This is a genomic window from Sorlinia euscelidii (assembly GCF_036452135.1).
GTDB lineage: Bacteria > Pseudomonadota > Alphaproteobacteria > Acetobacterales > Acetobacteraceae > Sorlinia > Sorlinia euscelidii.
This window is the reverse complement of sequence record NZ_JAWJZZ010000002.1, coordinates 1-17,145: the sequence shown is the minus strand read 5'-3', so window position 1 is coordinate 17,145 and position 17,145 is coordinate 1. Positions and strand designations below refer to the sequence as shown.

Below are 17,145 nucleotides of genomic sequence, written 5' to 3'. Positions count from 1 at the left end.
GACCTGTCAGAAATCGCTGTTCGGCCATTTGTGATGGCGGCCCTTCGGGTCCGTGACGCCCTCCAGCATTGCCGGACCCGCCTCAAGATAATGCGGCCCTAGCGGCACTTTGCCATATCCGCCGGCAATGTCCATCACATAAGTCGGCCAGGCAAGGCCCGTCACGCGCCCGCGTAAACCGCGCAGAATTTCCAGCCCTCTCTCGACAGGCACACGGAAATGCTCTGTCCCCGGAGCCGGGTCAAGATGATGAAGGTAATAAGGTTTGACGCCAAGCTGCACCAGTCGCCGCAATAACGCCTCCATCACCACCACCGAATCATTGACGCCGCGCAGCAGGACGGACTGGCTCAGCACCGGAATGCCGCGTTTCCGCACATGGCGCAGTGCCTGGGACGCCGCTTCGGATAATTCGGCGGCGTGATTGACATGGGTGACGAGCCAAAGGGCCTTCTCTGTTGAAAGCGCGTCCAGAAGGGCCGGAGTCATTCGGTCAGGGTCCGCCACTGGCACGCGGGAATGGATGCGGATAATGTCAATATGCGCCATGTCAGAGAGGGCGGAAATAATGTGCGCCAGGCGGCGGGGGCTGAGCATGAGGGGATCCCCGCCCGTCAGGATCACCTCCCGCACGTCCTGATGCTGACGGAACCAGTCCAGCGCGGCTTCAAGTTCCGCATCCGTCAGCAGACCCCCTTCCGCGCCGACGCGTTCCCGCCGGAAGCAGAAGCGGCAATAAATGGGGCAGATCAGAAGCGGCGTGAGGAGCGCGCGATCCTCATAACGATGCACGACACCTTTCACCGGCGTATGACGCGCATCGCCAATCGGGTCCGCCATTTGAAATGCGGCCTGATCAAGCTCTTCCACACGCGGGATCACCTGCCGACCGATCGGGTCGTCGGGGCTCTGGATGAGCGCGCGGAAGGCCGGTGTAATCGCGACATTGTAACGCGCCTCAACCGGGCGCAGAGGGTCCATCATGGCGGGGCTGACAAGGCCGGCCTCGACCAATGCGGCAACATCCCGTATGGAACTGGGTTTGGCGTTTCCCGACATCTCGGCGCGTCTTTAACGCAAGTCTCGACGGAGGTAAATGAAACGATGCGCTCCCGCCCCTCCGTCGCGGATCGATTGCCGCTTCTGCGCCGCCGCATGTTGGTGATCAAGGCGATACGCGCTTTTTTCGAGGCCCGGAATTATCTGGAAGTTGAAACGCCTTATCTCGTGCTCAATCCGGGTGAGGAAGTGCATCTGAAATGTTTCGGCACCTCCCTGATGACACCGGACGGGCAAAACCTGCCGAGATACCTCCACACAAGCCCCGAATTTGCGATGAAGCGCCTCATGGCGGAATTGAAATCCCCGCTCTTTCAGCTGGCGCGTGTCTGGCGAAATGGGGAGCAGAGCGCGACCCACATGCCGGAATTCACCATGTTGGAATGGTATCGGCCTCACGCATCCCTTTCCGATTTGATGGATGAGACAGAGGCGCTCATACGCTGTACCTGTCCGCCGATCTTCTCCTATCTCGGTCATGAGATCGATCTCACTCAGCCGTTTGAGAGGATGACGGTAAATGAGGCTTTTCAGCGTTATGTCGGGGTCGATCTCCTGTCCATCGGTGAGGCGGCACCCGTGCTGGCCCGCGCGGCCGGCACCGAATTAAGGGCCGGCGAAAGCTGGGAGGATCTGTTTTTCCGGCTTATGCTTGAGCGCATTGAGCCGCAGATCGGGCGCGCGCGGCCTTGTTTCCTGACAGATTGGCCCGTGGCCCAGGCCGCTTTGGCCCGCCGTGACCCTGAGGATGATCGCGTTGCCCTGCGCTTCGAGCTTTATCTGGCGGGCATTGAACTCGCCAATGCTTTCGAGGAATTGACCGACGCGGTCGAGCAGCGGGCGCGTTTCGAGCGTGATCGTGCGCGCCGCATGGCATTGACGCCGGATCAGGATTGGCCCCTCGATGAGGCATTTCTGGCCGCCCTCCCGGACATGCCGCCCTGCAGTGGCATTGCTTTGGGGGTGGATCGACTCGTCATGCTGGCCGCCTCCACGACAGAGATTGCAAATATTCGTTGGATTGAATAACGTAACTGGCAGTGTCATACGTCCTGAAGCGCTCTGGACCGGGTTTGCCGCGTCAGGCGTTTCATCGTGATATGACAGGAAAGATGGTGGCATTCTGATGCGATTGTTACGATTTCTGCCGGTCATCGGGGTGTTTGCCCTCTCAGCCTGCGCGACGCCCACATTGCAGCAACGCAAAGTTCTCGATTCCATGATCGGCAGGTCCGATGTGGATGTGGTTCGGGCATTCGGTGTGCCCTCCCGAAGCTTTGAGGCGGGTGGCCGCGTCTTCCTCGCTTACATTGATAATCAGACGGATTATACACCCGGAAGTGGCGGTTGGGGCTGGGGTTTCGGCGGCGGCCCTTGGGCCGGCGGATGGGGTGGCCCTTGGGGCGGCGGTCCGTGGGGTGGTGGCTGGGGCGGCATGTATGTGCCGCCGACAGCTTATAACGTGTCCTGTCAGACGACCTTTGAATTGCTCAAAGGGCGTGTTGTCGATTGGACGATGCGAGGTGATGGTTGTTGAATACGCCTTCCAGATATCCTGACATAATCCGCAATCTTTTCAGGCGTTGCGCTGGCCTGTCAGGGCTCGGCGCTGTCCTGCTGACAGCATGTTCCGGCACGGCGCACCTTTCTGACGGCAAGGACAGCCCGCAATCTGCCCTCCCGCGTAAAAGTGTCGTCACGACGAAAATTCTGCCGACAACCGACCCGGATGTGACGTTCGCGCAGTTTCATCGGGAGAAAATTACTTCGCCCATCGCTTATCACACCCCGCCCGTGTCAGCTTTTCGGGATCGCCCCTTCAAAGACACGCTCAGCGCATCGCTCGAAGCTGCGGACTATATTTTTGCATTGAAGAAAGCGGGTTGGTTTCCCCTGTTGGGCGGTGACATCTCCCTGACGATTCTCGTGCCTTCCAATGAAGCGATGGAAGCGGATGCGCGTTTTGCGGACCGCACGATTTTCCAGCCCGGCCATGAGGCGGCGCTGCGACATGCGCTGGGTGAAACGATCCTAATTGGCACCTGGGACAAGCCGCATATCATGGCGGCCCTTAAACGTCACCGCGCCACGACGCTTGCGCTCCGCACGATTGACCATCGTTTCATCAATGTGTCGATGGACGCACAAACCCGTCAACCGGTCTTTATCGGGGCAGGCGGGAAAGCCCTTATCCTTTGGGGTGACGCGACGGAACAGACAAATGGTGTGTTCTATATCGCAAAGAACCTTATCGACCCTGTATCCCCAACGCCGAGAGCTGGGCGCACAATGTCGCAAAGGGCGCATTGAAATCAAGCCGTAAAAACAGGAAATCAACCCCGAGCCGGGTCAATGCCTCCACCTCATCTGCCGTTTCGATATTTTCACATACGAGCGGCAACTCCGTCATTTCCATCCACCAGGCGGCGAGATCTGTCTGATTGGCGTTGATGGCAATGTAATCAGCGCCAGCTTCACCAGCCTGCATGGCGGCGTCGCCACTCTCGCCACAGGAGACGCCAAGCTGCGTGTCAGCGGGAAGGCGCTTCCGTAACATATCAACCGGGTTGGAGGCGTTGCTGATGTGCACCCCGTCACATCCTAACGATGCAACGCCCTCCGGCCAGTCTTTCAGCATCAGAGCGATATTGGTTTGCAGGCAATGCGCCTGTAGGGAACAATCAGGTTTTTCACTCTGAGGTATCCGGGATTTTGCGGGATCATGCGGGATATGGTGGGATGAAAAACCCTTGATGCGCTTGGGTTTTTAGCGGGTCAAAAAGTTATCCACAAGCGTTAGCAGTGAAAAACCTCTGTCCGGCGGTTTTTGCCAAAAATCGGATTTTGGGCAGCCAGGTTTTTCGCTTTTGGACGAAACGGCAATTTACGTTTTAAGGTCGTTTTAGAGCTATCCCTAAAATCGAATAAGGGTCGGTTTCACGCGGTTTTAAGCGTGTGCAGGTTAGTGCCGATCGGAAGGCGCGATCAATCAGAAATGGCCGTTTTTGAGGCAATTTAGTTTTGCTAACATGCAACTGGCTAAATTTTCTGGTTAATTTTCTAACATGTTGATTTAGGTGAGGAATTCACACTTATTCACAGAAAATTTTTCGTGTTATCATGCAACTAATTTTTGTGTGATATTTTTTCCCCGGTGTAACATGTCCGCACCTTCAGATTGCCTGAAAACGGTAGATCACACGGCCGATGATGACGGCGGGATACTCGCTGCGGGGATCGCCCCACTTCAGCTGATCACTGCCGATATCTTGTGAAGGGTATAGCTTGTTGTCTGCGATCAATGTCGCCCCTCCTGCAATAGGATAGGCGACGCGCCTGACCGTGATGCGTCCATTGATCATGATCACGTGGAGCCCGGATACTACCTCGTTCGGTGTCGTGTCGACGAGGATGAGATCGCCGTTACGCAGAGTGGGCTCCATCGAATCCCCACTAACTTTAACGACGATCGAAGTTTCGGTTTGAACGCCTAAATCGTCAAGGAAGCTCTTAGTCAACGACATGTACTTTGACGCGGCGTTTCCTAATCCTGCATTTTCGTCGCGAGTGAATGCGCCTGCATCAAAATATGTCAGATATTTTATAACATTTATTCCGTCGTCTACCCCGTTTTCAGAGGCAAAATCAGGCCTTTTCCCTGGGCATTGCAAGTCTTCGGGGTGCTCTGTAATACCTGCAAGCCATTCTAAAGAAACCGAACAAACCCGGGCAATTTTCACGGCGGCCGAAAGCTTCATTTCACGACCGTAAACATAGCTCGACAAGCTGCTCGTCGGAATATCGGCCATCATCGACACGGCAGTGACGCCACCTTTAGATCTTACCGCGTCGCGTAGTCTCTGGAGTGCCAAGTTTTCCGAAGGTGGAAAGATCGCATGCTTCGCTGTGTGATAGCGCTTAGCCATGTCGGCTCATTTCCCGAAACCTGCATAAAAATAGGATTTTATCTACCATCGTGTAAAATTCGCAGAAAGTTGTTGACGACTTTCCACGATCGTGTAATCTCACCCCATAAACCCGTCGCAACCTAGTTCCGCAGGAATATGGGTAAGACGGGTCAAAAAAAATGGCTGCCACCATTAGTTGATAAAGAGGAGTTCTCATGCTGGATAAAACAACCGAACGGAGCCTTGAAGGTCCTATACACCCGGAAGATATCAAGGCGGCGCTCAGAAAAAAACACGGAACGCTCAGCGCGTTCTCATGGAAAATCGGAAAAAACCCCACAGATATCTACTCCACGTTTCATAGGCCCGGCTATTCCATCCCGGTTGAGCGTGCGGTTGCAGACGAACTCGGTCTGCAACCGCAAGACATTTGGCCAGACCGTTACGAGCCTGACGGCACGCCGCGTCCGTACGGTCGGCGCAACTACCTTAAAGCCCGGGTCATTAACGATCTCCGTCAAAACGAGGCCTCAAGATGAACATGCTCATAACAGAGGTTGAAATCAAAAGCGTGTTTATAGGCGAGAGGTTGCGGGCCGTCGACCCTGACTACGTTGCGCTTCTCGCCGCGAGTATAGAGGAGAATGGTTTACGACAACCAATAGAGGTCCGTAAATCCGACGATGGTGGATATTTGCTAATTTCCGGGGGACATCGTCTCGAAGCTGTCCGAAGCCTCGGTGAGACCAAAATTCCGGCGATCATTGTCGAGGCTTCTGAACTCGAAGCGCAATTGCGGGAGATCGACGAAAATCTTTTCAGGCGCGATCTGTCCGCTTTGGACCGCGCAACGTTTTTGGCGCGCCGTAAAGAAGTTTACCAAGAGCTGCATCCCGAAACGCGGGCTGGTGGAGATCGGCGTTCGAAGCAAATGCGCAAGGTTGAGCATCAGGCAACTGATGATGACGATCAAATGGATAAGGTTGACCATTTGATCCCTTCATTCTCTGACGTGACTGCTGATCGCTTGGGATTATCCCGTCGAACGATAGACCGCGCCATCGTCCTGCATAAGGCAATCCTTCCGGACGTGCGCGAGAAAATAGCCAGCACCTGGCTTGCCGATTCGGGCGCGCAGCTCGATATGTTGGCTAAGCAAATGCCTGAAAATCAGCGCCGGATAGCGGACCTGATTGTCGAGCAGGGCATCCGTGCGACCGTTGCTGACATCATGCGACAGCTTGAAGAAAAACCGCCTGCACCGAAGCCGGGTAAAATGGAGGTCTTCCTCGGGCTATGGCGTAAATGTTCCGCGCGGGAACGACGTGGGATTGCCGAGCTCGTTTCGCAAAATTTTCCTGAAGTCTGCTTCAGGACAAGTTGGGATTTTGCGGATGACGAGCAACAAGCCGCCTTCATCAATATCATCGCGCCGAAACTTCCCGGATTTCGTGCTGGAGACGCGGCATGATCTATGCGAAATCGCAAATGAGCCTTTTTGCCTGGCAGCCACCGGAAGCTGTCGTGGCTTTTGACCCGCAGCTTATTCGAGCTAACTCATTTTCCGGGCGGATATCGCGCGCGATTTCAATATCTCTGGATGAGTGCGGACGTCCTCGTGAGGACGTCGCGCGCCTGATGTCCCGTCATCTCGGGCGGGATGTCTCGTTGAACATGCTCAACGCTTACGCAAGCGTGGCGAGAGACAACCATCAGATCTCAGTTTCACGATTTGAGGCGCTGCTCGCCGCGACGAAAGACAGGCGTCTGCTGGAATTTTTTGCGGCCGACCGCGGCTGGGCCGTGATCGACCGCCGACATCTGCCGCATATCGAACTCGCAGCACTTAACGAGCACAAGCGCGAGGTTGCACGTCAGGAACGCGCCGTGCGTGCCAGAGCGTGGAGGGCGTGATGGTGACGGTTGGACAGCGACCCTGGCTAACGATGACCGAAATCGCAGCCCTGAAACTGCCGGATATGCCGGACAGCCGTCAAGGCGTCTTGAAAAAGGTCACGGTGGAAAATTGGCTGGAACCTGAAACCGAAGGTCAAGCCTGGCGGCATCGGGAAGGCCAAGGCGGGGGTATGAGTTCGCGCTCACCATCCTCCCGCTTCGCGCTCAGATTGAGGCGGCGCGGTCCCTCCAGGGACTGTCGCGCGACCCGGTTGCCGCTGCGGAAAGTGAGACGATCGGGAAACGGAAGAGGGCTGCATTATGGAAGCATTACGATACTCTACCCAATAAACTCAAAGACAAGGCGCGCAACGCTTACCGCATTCTTGACGCGGTGGAGGCGTTGGTAAGTGCCGGGCAGCGAAAATATGTGGCCATGATGTTGATTGCCTCGCAGGAACGGGTTTCCATGCGCACGATTCAATTCTGGTACAAGCGTGTGCGCGGTCTTAATAAATGTGATTGGCTGGCGGCGCTTGCGCCGAATTATGCCAGGCCGAGCGAACGCATGCACTGCCCGTGTGAGGCATGGGACATACTCGTCTCTGATTATCTTCGTCTCGAGGCCCCAACCTTCGCCAGTTGTTACGCACGGCTTGTGAAAATCGCGGAGGCGCGTGGTTGGACGCTGCCTTCCAGGCGGACGCTATTAGCTCGTATCAACGCCTTGCCGGTGCCAATGCGCGTCCTCGCCCGCGAAGGCTCGGAAAAGCTCAAAGCACTTTATCCTGCACAGAGGCGCGATCACAGTGTGTTTCATGCGTTGGAGGCGGTCAATGCCGACGGACACAAGTTTGACGTGTTTGTTGAATGGCCGATTGGTGACGAAACCCGCATCGTGCGTCCGGTCATGGTCGGGTTCCAGGATATCTTTTCAGGCAAAATCCTGAGCTGGCGTATCGATATCTCGGAGAATAAGGAAACTGTGCGTCTCGCCTTCGGTGACATGGTTGAGCGCTACGGAATACCCAAACTCTGTTATCTCGATAATGGGCGCAATTTTGCCTCGAAATGGCTCACTGGCGGCGTCCCAAACCGCTACCGCTTCAAAGTGCGGGATGAGGAACCTCTCGGCATCCTCCCCCAGCTCGGCGTCGAGGTCCATTGGACGAAACCTTATAGCGGTCGGTCGAAGCCAATTGAGCGTGCGTGGCGAGACATCGCCTCCGACATCTCTAAGCATCCGGCTTTCGCCGGAGCTTATACTGGAGCGAGCACGACAGCTAAACCTGAGAATTACGCGAGCAAGGCTGTCCCGCTCGAGACATTCATCTCGGTCGTTGCTGAGGGTATCGCTGATCATAATGCTCGCACGGGTCGGCGCTCCGACGTGTGTAAAGGGAAATATTCTTTCGATCAGGTTTTCGAAGCGTCATATCGACGCTCCGTGATCACCAAAGCCTCTGCGGAGCAGCGTCGTTTGTGGCTTCTACCGGCCGAACAGATCACTGTCTCCCGCCGGGACGGCGTGGTTGAAATTGAGGGTAATCGCTATTGGGCCGAATTCCTTGAGGAGCATCGCGGGACCAAGGTTGTCGTCCGGCTGGACCCGCAGGATTTACAGGCTGATATTCACGTCTATCGCATGGAGGGCGTTTATCTCGGCGCGGCGAAATGTGTGGCTAAAACCGGCTTCGCCGACAAGGATGCCGCGCGGCGTCATCAGCAGGCTTACAAAGCTTATGCACGGGCTAATCGCGATCTCGCGGAAAAGACCAAAAGGCTCAGCGATGAAGAATTGGCGGCGGTTTTTGCCAGCCTCCCGAGGGAGGAAGAGCCGCCAATGGAGAGCACCGTGACGCGCATGTTTACCGCACCACAGGCTCAAGGCAATACGGCGCTGGCGACTCAGTTTATGGCTGAGGCTGAGGCGCGGGAAATTGAGGAGGAGGAAAGTGACGAAAACATTCTGCGCTTTTTGAAGCGATCCAGGTGACGACACGGGCCTGCCAGCCCGTGCCGCCGTTGTCCCATGCTGGAGTTGGAAAAATGCGACTAAAGAATGCTACCTCAAAAGTCTTTCAAAGTGCCCTCAAAACAGCCCAATACACGGGTTCGATTGAAATAGTCATAGCTGAAGAAACAAATCTACAGGAAGAAATATCTGATTACATAAGTAGAAATGAAAATGCCTGGACTTTCTCGGCTAACGATTTACCGAAGTCACCAGCAGCATTTTGGCAAGGTATCGCTAATGGAATCGGGGACGTCGAGCAGTCAAATCGCAATAAAATGGTCAATGTTATCCGCCACCTCAAGAAGGTTGGCGGCGAATGTCTCTTTATCATCAGTGACGCGCAAGAATTGTCGTCGATGATTATGGGGTCTCTTACAAATGTGAGTTCCTTGAAAGTGATAGGACTCGTTTTTATTGGAAATCGCAAAATTGGAACGCGTTTGCGGCAATCAAACGTAAGTTACACGACTTCATATATTGATAATATAGAGCAAGAAAATGGGCCTGCCAGCTCGGATCGAATGCTGACCCCGCAAAAAGCAATTTTTCGAGATTAGATGGTGGCAGCACGGGCCTGCCAGCCCGTGCTGCCGTTGTCCCATGCTGGTTTGTCAGAGACAGGAAATTTTTATCATGCTGGAACAGAAAATCAATAGCCTCTCCGCGCCCCCCGTACCGGGCGCGCCGAGTGAGATGGCACAGCGACTTAAAGCGCATATGGAGGAAGCCGGGCTTAGTTATGCGCAGGCCGCCATCCAGACCGGGATCCCGAAAGGCACTCTCGGCTCCTGGCTCTCCGGCACTTATAATGGTGTCGCTGAAAACATCGCGACAAAAGCCGAAAAATACCTGGAAAGCCTGAGTGTCCGCGCAAAATTGGCCCAGATGCCGTCAGAGCCGAAATTTGTTGAAACACCCTCATCAATCGCGTTTCGGGCGGTTTTCGAATATGCGCAATCAGGCCCTGATATCGGACTGATAACCGGCAATGCGGGTGTTGGTAAAACGCTCACAGCGGAAAAATACGTCGAATCAACTCCGAATGTGTGGCTGATGACCGCCGACAGCTCCATGCGCAGCCCGACGGCCGTGCTGCGTGAGCTGACCGAGATTGTAGACGCGAGCGAAAAGCGCGGCCCGCGCATGATGGCGTCACTAATCGCGCGGGTAAAAGGAACGCGGGGCCTCATCATTGTTGACGAAGCTCAAAATCTCCAGACTGAAGCGATTGATCTCCTCCGTACGATCAATGACCGAGGGCGGATCGGCCTGGTCTTTATGGGAAATGAACCCCTCAAGGGCCGCATTGAGGGCATGGGTCGGGCAACGTCTCATGCCCAGATCTTCAGCCGCATCGGTATGCGTAAAAACTGCCCCCTCCCGAAAATCAACGACATCTGGCGCGTGCTCGATGCCTGGAACATTCAGGACGAGGGCTTACGCAAATTATGCCGATTTATTGGCACGAAAGCCGGCGGGCTGAGGGGGATGACTAAGACCATTCGCTACGGCTTCGTCCTGGCCGGGGCGGATGGCCGGACTGTCCTTGAACAGAACGACATTCAGAAAGCCTGGAAAAGCCTCACAGGTGAAGAACTCCAATCCTATCGCAGCCGGGAGGGCTGACCATGACCCAACCTCAAATCAAAACCCGAGCGGAAATCCAAGAAGAGATCATTGATGCTTATTATCGTCTTACCGAGAACGCGACGGCGCAAGTCGATATCAGTATCGAAGTGCGGCGCGCGCTTCGGGAGATGCTGCACGCATGGGATGACGACCTTACCGTCGCTGACCTCCGGGAGCATCTGGAGGAATATTGGTCATGAAAGCTGAGCGATTGACCTCAAATCAACATGCCGTTTTATGGCTGCTCCAGCGCTATGAGATCGGCACTTTTGAGACGGGCTTTCGGCGTCTGGGCTGGACGCCGCCTGATGGCGCGAGCCCTCTGCGGATTACCTGCCCCGCGCAGGTGCTTCAAACCTGCCTTAGACGCGGTTTTGTTAGAATGGAGGGTCAAAAAGCCAGTTTGACAGATCGTGGCTATGACCGGGCGGCATCATTTTACACGAAGCCGCTGAGTGTTCAACGCTCAGTCCTGCCGGGCGCGGTGCAATGGCTGACGGACGCGCAATTAGCGGCAATTTCGCCCTGGTATCCTGACACTTTTCGGCCGCGCCTTGACGATCGGAAAATTTTGAGCGGCATCGTGCATGTGATCCGGCATGGCAAAATGTGGGGGCAGGTGCCCCCCGAATGCGGGCAGGAATTACAGGTTTATCGTCGCTTTTTGAAATGGTCGAAAAGCGGCGTGCTGGATGCCGTCTTTGCCCACCTGCGGACGCGGCGAGCTGACGGAAGCATTTGCCTGGTCATCACGCCGGAAATGCTGCTGCGCCATCCCGGCACCCGGCAGGGCGTCATGGCCGGATGGTATCCGTCCATCCTCGCGCCCGAGGAGTTGGCCGCATGAGCATCTTACGCGCCGTCTCATCGGACGATCTGGATCTTGTGAAAGAGCTACGCGCCTTGGGTGACGCGCTTTTGCAGCAGGAAAAGGGGATTTATCTGACCGCCTATGAAGCCCGCTTCCTCGGCGTGTGGGCGATCTCCCAGGCACGCAGGCAGGCGCGGCGCAATAAAGCCCATGAGAAATCAAAAGAAGAACAGGCTGACAAAGTCATGAATAAGCCTCTCACGGATCACTTTCGCGCTCCGTCATCCCACCATGTCAATAATGTGAAAGGCATCATCTGATGACCGAAATCTCCCCAGTCAGAACCCTCCGCGATGCGGAGGGGCGTGACATCCCTCAAACGTCGATCCGGCCGGAGATCGTCATTCAGCACGATACCGCGATGAAGCTCGCGGCGCGTTTTCAGGCACTTCATGACCATGTGCAGTCTGAAAAAGCCGCGATCTTTGCCGAGATTGACGCTTTTCAGGCGCTCATTTTCCAGGAATATAATGTCAAACTTGGCGGGCGCGTCGGCGGATTGACGCTCGTGAGCTTCGACGACCAGGTGAGGGTCGAGACGTCGCGCTATCATTACCAGCAACTCACGCCCGCATTACCGGCGGCGCAGGCGCTGATCAATGAGATACTCGACGATTTGACGGAAGGCGCAACGGCCGACCTGCGCGCGCTGGTTTCGGCCGCATTCCAGAAGGACGAGCGGACCGGGCGCATCAACGTCCAGCGCATCCTGGACCTTAAACGTCTCAGCCTCAATCACCCGAAATGGCCTGACGCTGTGCGCGCCCTGAACGACGCTGTGGCGTCGGCCGGGTCGAAAATGGCCGTGCGCTGCAAAGTCCGGCCGGAAGAGGGTGTGCCCTACGAGCAGATCGTCGTCGATTTTTCCCGTGTGTGAATGAGAGAAGGAGATCATCTGATGAGGACTTCAACCCTGTCTTTCGGTGCGACTGTGATCTTCATTGGCGGGCTGCTGATCGGCGCCGCATCCCAGAATCGGCGTGACCCATGGCGTAATGACCGAGAGATGCTGATCCGCATGGTAGAGCATGGCGCAAAGCCGCTCGACGCGGCCAGTGCGCTGCTTCTTGTCGGGCAGAACCGCAACCCCCGGGAGGCAGGTCATGCGGCTTATCTCGGTGAGCTACCATGAGCGGCGTTGACCCGACCCGACGGGCGATTTACGCGAAATTGCAGATCGCCCGCAAGCAGCTCGGCCTCGATGAGGAGATTTATCGGGAGATCATGACGCGGATCACGGGCAAGAAAAGTGCCCGTGACTGCTCGCTGACGCAGCTTGAGGCGCTTTTAAGGCACTTCCGGTCAATCGGCTTCCGCGCGCGGCGTGCAAATAACCGTGCCGAAATCCGCAAGATTTACGCGATCTGGACCGACATGGGGCCGAGGCTGACGTCGCGCGGGTCACGGGACGCGTTGCGTCATTTCGTCAAACGTCAAACGGGCGTGGATGCGCCTGAATTTCTCTCAGCCGGGCAGGCGCAGCGTGTCATTGAGGCGCTTAAATCCTGGCAAGATCGGATCGGGGCCTAAACTCATGGCCATGAATCCTCCACCCTCCATCGCGTGGCTCGTCCGGGAAATTGGTGAGGATGCGACGCTGCGCTTTATCGAGTCAGCCGGGGGACAGCGTCTACGCGTGCCGCGCGATGTCTCCCGGGCGCGGGCGATGCGGGAATATGGCGACGATGTACTTGAGGCACTGGTGCGACGCCATGGTGGGGTCAATTATCAAGTGCCGCTCGTCAAATCCTGGCGTGCGCATATGCTGGCGAAACGCGGCCTGAGCAATAATGAGATCGCGCTGCGCATGGGGATCTCATGGCGGCAGGTGCCGAATCTACTTCGGTCCGACCCCACGATTGACCGCACCTTCAAAAACCCCGGAAATGCTGATCAATTGAGGCTTTTTGACCTCGACGACGATTACTGAGTCGAAAACACACAGCCTGAATGGGAAGATGTCGCTCGCCTATTCTAAGGGCATGCGAAGAAATCTCAAAGCCTCTCTCAAATTCACTCTCGCGCGCGAAGGCGGCTATCAGTGCGGGCGCGCCGATCGTGGCAATTGGACGGGCGGTAAACTCGGTGTCGGCCAGTTATCCGGCACGAAGTACGGCATTTCAGCGATGCTGCTCAGTGAGATACGGGGTGAAGCTGTTTCCGCTGCCACGATGAAGGCATTGACGCCTGATGTTTTCTTCGACGTCGCAACATCGCGTTTCTGGAATGTGCTGGATTGTGACGCACTGCCTGACGGCGTCGATTTGATGCTGTTCGATTTCGGCTTCAATAGCGGGACCGAGCGCGCGGTAAAGCAGCTTCAGCAACTCCTCGGCATGAGCATGGCAGCTCAGGATGGCGAAATGGGTCCGGCCACATTAACGGCTCTCCACGAAGCGTCCACCGCAACAATCGTGAGTTTTTTATCCAAAAAATATCTGGAGCAGTTTCAGTCCTGGCTTGACCTGCCTTCCGGGCAGGTTTCGATGACATCTCTCATTGATGCTGTGGGCGAGCAAAGCGCGCGGGACAACCTCATCATTTACGCGCTCGCCTCGCAACAGGAGGCGGCTTACCGAAGCTTTAGGACTTTTAGGACTTTCGGCCAAGGTTGGCTGACACGTCTGACGGAACGCGTGGCGGAAGCCCATCGGCTTGCCCAGGCTGCCGACGGCGCACTGGCGTAATGTATGACGTTCTCGAACATTGGTTCACCATTTTGGGTGCCGTCGGCGGCGCGGCCGGACTTTATGCGATGGGTCGGCATCGAACGATTACCGAGCGCGTCGATGCGCTCGAGGATGACATCAAAACATCATTGAGAAGGCTGGAGGATGATGGCGAGCGCACGCGGGAGCTGCTGCACGTCATCATTCGCGGTCATATGGGAGATCATAAATGAGCGTGAAAGTCAGCATCGAAGAAGACCGGCGTAAAAAAGTGATCGACGCGCTGGCCCAGATGCGCGACGGCCTTCTTTCCGAGGACGTTATCCTGCGCGCGGTGCTCCAGACCGGGCGTGATACGGACCGCGACACAATGCGCGCAGACCTCACCTTTCTCGAGCGGGCCGGGTGTGTCCTGGTGACAAAGCTGGAAATCATCAATGGCGAGATCTGGCGGGTTCAGTTGACCGATGATGGCTTGCGGGCCTCGCAAGGCCACCTTCTCGTCGCGGGCGTCGCCCGCCGCGTGGTGAGGTGATGCGCTTCCTCCGGCTGATCATCATCTTCTTTTTCGTCGAAGTTTCATGGGAGTTGCTCACCATGCCGCGACCATCTTCCGTGTCAAAACTTCCCCACGAAATCCGTGACGAAATCGGTCGGCTGCGCGGAGAAGGCTACTCCATTGACGAGATTCTCGCCGCCCTGCGAGAGCTGCACGCGACGAAGATCAGCCGTTCAGCATTGGGCCGCCATATTCAGAACATGGACAGGTTGGGCGTCAAACTGCGTCAGAGCCGTGGCGTGGCGGAAGCGCTTGTGCGGCAATTTGGGGAAGAGCCCGCATCGCGAACGGCGCAGGTCAATATTGAGCTTCTCCACAGCGCCATCCTCGACCTCTACCTCGCAGGCGAGGCGAGCGATGAAGACGGCATTGCAGCACTCAAGGGCAATCCGCAGGGGTTGATGTTGCTGGCGAAGGCGCTTGACCATCTCACAAAATCGGCCAAGGCGGACATTGAAAATCGGAAAGCCATAGAGGAACGCGTTGAAAAGGGCCTCCGTGCACGTGCCGAGAAGCACGTGGTGAATGAAGCGAAAAAGCGCGGCATCTCCGCTGAGACTGCGCGCGCCCTGATGCAGGGGGCTTTCGGGGTTGAAAATGACGGAAGGTCGTAACCCCACGCTCTCGACCAGCCTCTTCCTGCCTTATCAGTCGGGAATGATGGCGGCCGTCATGAAGTATCCAGTCGTCGTCGTTGAAAAATCCCGACGCACCGGCATGTCATGGGCCGCCTCATTTATCGCGGACCTGATTGCAGGATTATCGCCCGAAGCGGGCGGCATGGACGTGTTTTATATGGGTTATAATCTGGAGATGGCGCGGGAATTTATTGATTACTGCGCCGACCATGCGGGTCAGATGCAGGTTGTGGCCGGTCAGGTCCAGGAAAGCTTTTTCCGCGACCCGGACGCGCCGGAGAAGGACGTCAAGGTTTTCCGAATCGACTTCGCGGCCGGGCATAAAGTCCTGGCGTTGCCCTCCATGGCGCGTGCCCTGCGCGGCATGCAGGGCCTCGTTATTATCGATGAAGCGGCCTTCCATGATGATCTCGCGGGCCTGATGACCGCAGCTCTTGCTCTCCTGATGTGGGGAGGCAAGGTGCTGATTATCAGCACGCATAATGGGGACAGCAACCCGTTTAACATCCTGGTCAATGACATCCGGGCGGGCCGAAAGCCTTATCATTTGCTGCGCACCACCTTTGACGACGCTTTGGAACAGGGGCTCTACCGGAAAATCTGCGCCAAGACGGGGGTCACGTGGTCTAAAGTGGCGCAATCTGCCTGGCGTGATGAGATCGTGGCATTTTACGGCTCCGGTGCTGATGAGGAGCTGTTCTGCATCCCGTCGCCATCCACCGGGGCTTATATCCCGTTGCCGCTCATTGAAGCCCGGGCTTCCGCCGATATTCCCGTTATTCGTTGGGCGCAGACGGCAGAATTTTCCCTTTGGCCGGAGGCGCAGCGCGCTCAGGAAACAGCCTCATTCATTAGTGAAAAAATTAACACCACCTTGGAAACGTTGGATCGCGAGCGCCCCTATGTGTTCGGTGAGGATTTTGGCCGATCCGGTGATTTAACCGTCATCTGGGTTCTGGGTATCGCCCCGGACATGCGGCGCGAGACGGCGCTCGTCGTCGAATTGCGGAACGTGCCCTTTGATGAGCAACGACGCATCCTCTTCGCTATTCTTGACGGGCTGCCCCGGTGGCGTGCCGGAAAAATGGATGCACGCGGCAACGGGCAGTATCTCGCGGAAGTCACGGTGCAACGTTATGGCAGCCGCGTTGAGGCCGTGATGCTCTCTGAGGGGTGGTATCGTGAGCAGATGCCGCCCCTCAAGGCGGCGATGGAAGATGCGGCACTCACCTTACCGCAGGACCGTGAAATCATTGACGACATCCGTCTCTTACAAGTCGTACGCGGCGTTGCGCGCGTGCCGGACCAGCGTAAAGGCGGCAAGACGGCCCAGCGTCACGGCGACGCCGCCGTGGCGTTGGCCATGGCCTACGCCGCAAGCCGCGCTGATGTCATCGAATATGCCTATACAAGTCAGCCACGCGCCTGGGGAACCGAGTTGTCGGGGCCGCCGGTCGTGTGGCCGATCGAGCGGGAGCTGGCCGAAGAACGGTCAGGGACCGCGCAACATCGATGGAGGTTGAGATTATGATTTCGGGAATCGGCAATATTATCGGGATTATCAAGCACGCAATCGTCGCGCTAGGCGTGGCGATCCTCGGCTGGCTCGTCTGGCAAACGAGCCGGAAGAAGCAGGCCGATGCGACTGCGAAACAAACCGTTAAACAGGCGGAAGCGCAGGCCGCCCATGATGCGGCCGTGATCGACACGCAGGATCGTATGGCGCAGGCCGAAGCGGAAAAGCCTGTTAGCGACGATGCGCTCATGGCGCGTCTCGATGCCGGGACGATGTGATGCGGTTTAGCCGCTTCCTCCCTCTTGCCGCTGTGACGCTGCTTTCGGGCAGCGTCACGTCATGCGCGCCGCGCGTGCAGAAATTTATATTTCCGACATGCCCGC

At 56.5% G+C, this 17,145-nt stretch carries 25 protein-coding genes; 22 read left to right on the top strand and 3 right to left on the bottom strand.

Annotation, left to right across the window (positions count from 1 at the left end):
* Positions 1–6: 6 nt before the first annotated feature.
* Positions 7–1,059: a lysine-2,3-aminomutase-like protein gene (locus tag CGLAMM_RS03680; RefSeq protein ID WP_394818721.1), complete on the bottom strand. Its 1,053-nt coding sequence runs from the start codon at positions 1,057–1,059 to the stop codon at positions 7–9.
* Between the two features lie 45 nt (positions 1,060–1,104).
* Here CGLAMM_RS03680 and epmA point away from each other — a divergent pair, with 45 nt between their 5' ends.
* The 3 genes from epmA (at position 1,105) to CGLAMM_RS03665 (ending at position 3,369) form a co-directional block, all read left to right on the top strand.
* Positions 1,105–2,088: an EF-P lysine aminoacylase EpmA gene (gene epmA, locus CGLAMM_RS03675; protein ID WP_394818720.1), complete on the top strand. Its 984-nt coding sequence runs from the start codon at positions 1,105–1,107 to the stop codon at positions 2,086–2,088.
* A 97-nt stretch (positions 2,089–2,185) separates the two neighbouring features.
* Positions 2,186–2,596 (top strand): hypothetical protein, encoded by a 411-nt coding sequence (locus CGLAMM_RS03670; protein ID WP_394818719.1) that lies wholly within the window; start codon positions 2,186–2,188, stop codon positions 2,594–2,596.
* Positions 2,593–3,369: a hypothetical protein gene (locus CGLAMM_RS03665; RefSeq protein WP_394818718.1), complete on the top strand. Its 777-nt coding sequence runs from the start codon at positions 2,593–2,595 to the stop codon at positions 3,367–3,369. The genes CGLAMM_RS03670 and CGLAMM_RS03665 overlap by 4 nt, the downstream gene beginning before the upstream one ends.
* Here CGLAMM_RS03665 and CGLAMM_RS03660 read toward each other — a convergent pair.
* Positions 3,308–3,763 (bottom strand): thiamine phosphate synthase, encoded by a 456-nt coding sequence (locus tag CGLAMM_RS03660; RefSeq protein WP_394819074.1) that lies wholly within the window; start codon positions 3,761–3,763, stop codon positions 3,308–3,310. The two genes, CGLAMM_RS03665 and CGLAMM_RS03660, sit on opposite strands and share 62 nt — an antisense overlap.
* Positions 3,764–4,232: 469 nt before the next feature.
* Positions 4,233–4,985, bottom strand: a complete 753-nt coding sequence (locus tag CGLAMM_RS03655; RefSeq protein WP_394818717.1) for a S24 family peptidase — start codon at positions 4,983–4,985, stop codon at positions 4,233–4,235.
* Between the two features lie 197 nt (positions 4,986–5,182).
* On the opposite strand from CGLAMM_RS03655, the gene CGLAMM_RS03650 reads away from it, so the two are divergent.
* The 19 genes from CGLAMM_RS03650 to CGLAMM_RS03560 all read left to right on the top strand — a co-directional run bounded on the left by CGLAMM_RS03650 (position 5,183) and on the right by CGLAMM_RS03560 (position 17,040).
* Entirely contained in the window at positions 5,183–5,506 is a 324-nt protein-coding gene (locus CGLAMM_RS03650) for a helix-turn-helix domain-containing protein (protein ID WP_394818716.1), read from the top strand.
* Positions 5,503–6,438 carry a ParB/RepB/Spo0J family partition protein gene (locus CGLAMM_RS03645; protein ID WP_394818715.1) on the top strand — a complete coding sequence of 312 codons (936 nt, stop codon included), beginning with the start codon at positions 5,503–5,505 and terminating at the stop codon, positions 6,436–6,438. Before CGLAMM_RS03650 ends, CGLAMM_RS03645 begins: the two co-directional genes overlap by 4 nt.
* Positions 6,435–6,881 carry a hypothetical protein gene (locus tag CGLAMM_RS03640; RefSeq protein ID WP_394818714.1) on the top strand — a complete coding sequence of 149 codons (447 nt, stop codon included), beginning with the start codon at positions 6,435–6,437 and terminating at the stop codon, positions 6,879–6,881. The genes CGLAMM_RS03645 and CGLAMM_RS03640 overlap by 4 nt, the downstream gene beginning before the upstream one ends.
* 451 nt (positions 6,882–7,332) lie before the next feature.
* Positions 7,333–8,859, top strand: coding sequence for a transposase domain-containing protein (locus CGLAMM_RS03635; RefSeq protein WP_418115375.1), 1,527 nt, complete (start codon positions 7,333–7,335; stop codon positions 8,857–8,859).
* Positions 8,856–9,437: a hypothetical protein gene (locus CGLAMM_RS03630; protein ID WP_394818712.1), complete on the top strand. Its 582-nt coding sequence runs from the start codon at positions 8,856–8,858 to the stop codon at positions 9,435–9,437. Before CGLAMM_RS03635 ends, CGLAMM_RS03630 begins: the two co-directional genes overlap by 4 nt.
* Before the next feature lie 76 nt (positions 9,438–9,513).
* A complete protein-coding gene (locus tag CGLAMM_RS03625) occupies positions 9,514–10,506 on the top strand; it encodes an AAA family ATPase (RefSeq protein ID WP_394818711.1) in 993 nt (330 codons plus the stop codon).
* A gap of 2 nt (positions 10,507–10,508) precedes the next feature.
* A complete protein-coding gene (locus tag CGLAMM_RS03620) occupies positions 10,509–10,709 on the top strand; it encodes a hypothetical protein (RefSeq protein WP_394818710.1) in 201 nt (66 codons plus the stop codon).
* Positions 10,706–11,356 carry a transposase gene (locus CGLAMM_RS03615; RefSeq protein WP_418115372.1) on the top strand — a complete coding sequence of 217 codons (651 nt, stop codon included), beginning with the start codon at positions 10,706–10,708 and terminating at the stop codon, positions 11,354–11,356. Before CGLAMM_RS03620 ends, CGLAMM_RS03615 begins: the two co-directional genes overlap by 4 nt.
* Positions 11,353–11,640: a hypothetical protein gene (locus CGLAMM_RS03610; protein WP_394818707.1), complete on the top strand. Its 288-nt coding sequence runs from the start codon at positions 11,353–11,355 to the stop codon at positions 11,638–11,640. The genes CGLAMM_RS03615 and CGLAMM_RS03610 overlap by 4 nt, the downstream gene beginning before the upstream one ends.
* Positions 11,640–12,257, top strand: coding sequence for a DUF3164 family protein (locus CGLAMM_RS03605; RefSeq protein WP_394818706.1), 618 nt, complete (start codon positions 11,640–11,642; stop codon positions 12,255–12,257). Before CGLAMM_RS03610 ends, CGLAMM_RS03605 begins: the two co-directional genes overlap by 1 nt.
* Before the next feature lie 21 nt (positions 12,258–12,278).
* Positions 12,279–12,512, top strand: a complete 234-nt coding sequence (locus tag CGLAMM_RS03600; RefSeq protein WP_394818705.1) for a hypothetical protein — start codon at positions 12,279–12,281, stop codon at positions 12,510–12,512.
* Complete coding sequence (locus CGLAMM_RS03595; RefSeq protein ID WP_394818704.1) at positions 12,509–12,910, top strand: gp16 family protein; 402 nt, start codon at positions 12,509–12,511, stop codon at positions 12,908–12,910. The genes CGLAMM_RS03600 and CGLAMM_RS03595 overlap by 4 nt, the downstream gene beginning before the upstream one ends.
* Before the next feature lie 4 nt (positions 12,911–12,914).
* Positions 12,915–13,310 carry a hypothetical protein gene (locus CGLAMM_RS03590; protein ID WP_394818703.1) on the top strand — a complete coding sequence of 132 codons (396 nt, stop codon included), beginning with the start codon at positions 12,915–12,917 and terminating at the stop codon, positions 13,308–13,310.
* Positions 13,311–13,362: 52 nt separating this feature from the next.
* On the top strand, positions 13,363–14,067 hold the full coding sequence (locus CGLAMM_RS03585) for a glycosyl hydrolase 108 family protein (protein WP_394818702.1): 705 nt from the start codon (positions 13,363–13,365) through the stop codon (positions 14,065–14,067).
* The gene (locus CGLAMM_RS03580) at positions 14,067–14,282 is read left to right on the top strand and encodes a hypothetical protein (protein ID WP_394818701.1); all 216 of its coding nucleotides are present in this window, start codon (positions 14,067–14,069) and stop codon (positions 14,280–14,282) included. The genes CGLAMM_RS03585 and CGLAMM_RS03580 overlap by 1 nt, the downstream gene beginning before the upstream one ends.
* Positions 14,279–14,584, top strand: coding sequence for a hypothetical protein (locus CGLAMM_RS03575; protein ID WP_394818700.1), 306 nt, complete (start codon positions 14,279–14,281; stop codon positions 14,582–14,584). Before CGLAMM_RS03580 ends, CGLAMM_RS03575 begins: the two co-directional genes overlap by 4 nt.
* Before the next feature lie 62 nt (positions 14,585–14,646).
* Entirely contained in the window at positions 14,647–15,222 is a 576-nt protein-coding gene (locus CGLAMM_RS03570) for a phage protein Gp27 family protein (protein WP_394818699.1), read from the top strand.
* Positions 15,206–16,777, top strand: a complete 1,572-nt coding sequence (locus tag CGLAMM_RS03565) for a hypothetical protein (protein WP_394818698.1) — start codon at positions 15,206–15,208, stop codon at positions 16,775–16,777. The genes CGLAMM_RS03570 and CGLAMM_RS03565 overlap by 17 nt, the downstream gene beginning before the upstream one ends.
* Entirely contained in the window at positions 16,774–17,040 is a 267-nt protein-coding gene (locus CGLAMM_RS03560) for a hypothetical protein (RefSeq protein ID WP_394818697.1), read from the top strand. The genes CGLAMM_RS03565 and CGLAMM_RS03560 overlap by 4 nt, the downstream gene beginning before the upstream one ends.
* The last annotated feature ends 105 nt before the right edge of the window (positions 17,041–17,145 follow it).

Coding starts and splice junctions, on each gene's coding strand:
- CGLAMM_RS03655 (WP_394818717.1), bottom strand. CDS start 4,985: ATGGCTAAGCGCTATCACACAGCGAAGCATGCGATCTTTCCACCTTCG.
- CGLAMM_RS03605 (WP_394818706.1), top strand. CDS start 11,640: ATGACCGAAATCTCCCCAGTCAGAACCCTCCGCGATGCGGAGGGGCGT.
- epmA (WP_394818720.1), top strand. CDS start 1,105: ATGCGCTCCCGCCCCTCCGTCGCGGATCGATTGCCGCTTCTGCGCCGC.
- CGLAMM_RS03615 (WP_418115372.1), top strand. CDS start 10,706: ATGAAAGCTGAGCGATTGACCTCAAATCAACATGCCGTTTTATGGCTG.
- CGLAMM_RS03650 (WP_394818716.1), top strand. CDS start 5,183: ATGCTGGATAAAACAACCGAACGGAGCCTTGAAGGTCCTATACACCCG.
- CGLAMM_RS03680 (WP_394818721.1), bottom strand. CDS start 1,059: ATGTCGGGAAACGCCAAACCCAGTTCCATACGGGATGTTGCCGCATTG.
- CGLAMM_RS03590 (WP_394818703.1), top strand. CDS start 12,915: ATGGCCATGAATCCTCCACCCTCCATCGCGTGGCTCGTCCGGGAAATT.
- CGLAMM_RS03570 (WP_394818699.1), top strand. CDS start 14,647: ATGCCGCGACCATCTTCCGTGTCAAAACTTCCCCACGAAATCCGTGAC.
- CGLAMM_RS03565 (WP_394818698.1), top strand. CDS start 15,206: ATGACGGAAGGTCGTAACCCCACGCTCTCGACCAGCCTCTTCCTGCCT.
- CGLAMM_RS03645 (WP_394818715.1), top strand. CDS start 5,503: ATGAACATGCTCATAACAGAGGTTGAAATCAAAAGCGTGTTTATAGGC.
- CGLAMM_RS03610 (WP_394818707.1), top strand. CDS start 11,353: ATGAGCATCTTACGCGCCGTCTCATCGGACGATCTGGATCTTGTGAAA.
- CGLAMM_RS03600 (WP_394818705.1), top strand. CDS start 12,279: ATGAGGACTTCAACCCTGTCTTTCGGTGCGACTGTGATCTTCATTGGC.
- CGLAMM_RS03575 (WP_394818700.1), top strand. CDS start 14,279: ATGAGCGTGAAAGTCAGCATCGAAGAAGACCGGCGTAAAAAAGTGATC.
- CGLAMM_RS03640 (WP_394818714.1), top strand. CDS start 6,435: ATGATCTATGCGAAATCGCAAATGAGCCTTTTTGCCTGGCAGCCACCG.
- CGLAMM_RS03620 (WP_394818710.1), top strand. CDS start 10,509: ATGACCCAACCTCAAATCAAAACCCGAGCGGAAATCCAAGAAGAGATC.
- CGLAMM_RS03580 (WP_394818701.1), top strand. CDS start 14,067: ATGTATGACGTTCTCGAACATTGGTTCACCATTTTGGGTGCCGTCGGC.
- CGLAMM_RS03585 (WP_394818702.1), top strand. CDS start 13,363: ATGCGAAGAAATCTCAAAGCCTCTCTCAAATTCACTCTCGCGCGCGAA.
- CGLAMM_RS03635 (WP_418115375.1), top strand. CDS start 7,333: ATGCGCACGATTCAATTCTGGTACAAGCGTGTGCGCGGTCTTAATAAA.
- CGLAMM_RS03595 (WP_394818704.1), top strand. CDS start 12,509: ATGAGCGGCGTTGACCCGACCCGACGGGCGATTTACGCGAAATTGCAG.
- CGLAMM_RS03670 (WP_394818719.1), top strand. CDS start 2,186: ATGCGATTGTTACGATTTCTGCCGGTCATCGGGGTGTTTGCCCTCTCA.
- CGLAMM_RS03560 (WP_394818697.1), top strand. CDS start 16,774: ATGATTTCGGGAATCGGCAATATTATCGGGATTATCAAGCACGCAATC.
- CGLAMM_RS03625 (WP_394818711.1), top strand. CDS start 9,514: ATGCTGGAACAGAAAATCAATAGCCTCTCCGCGCCCCCCGTACCGGGC.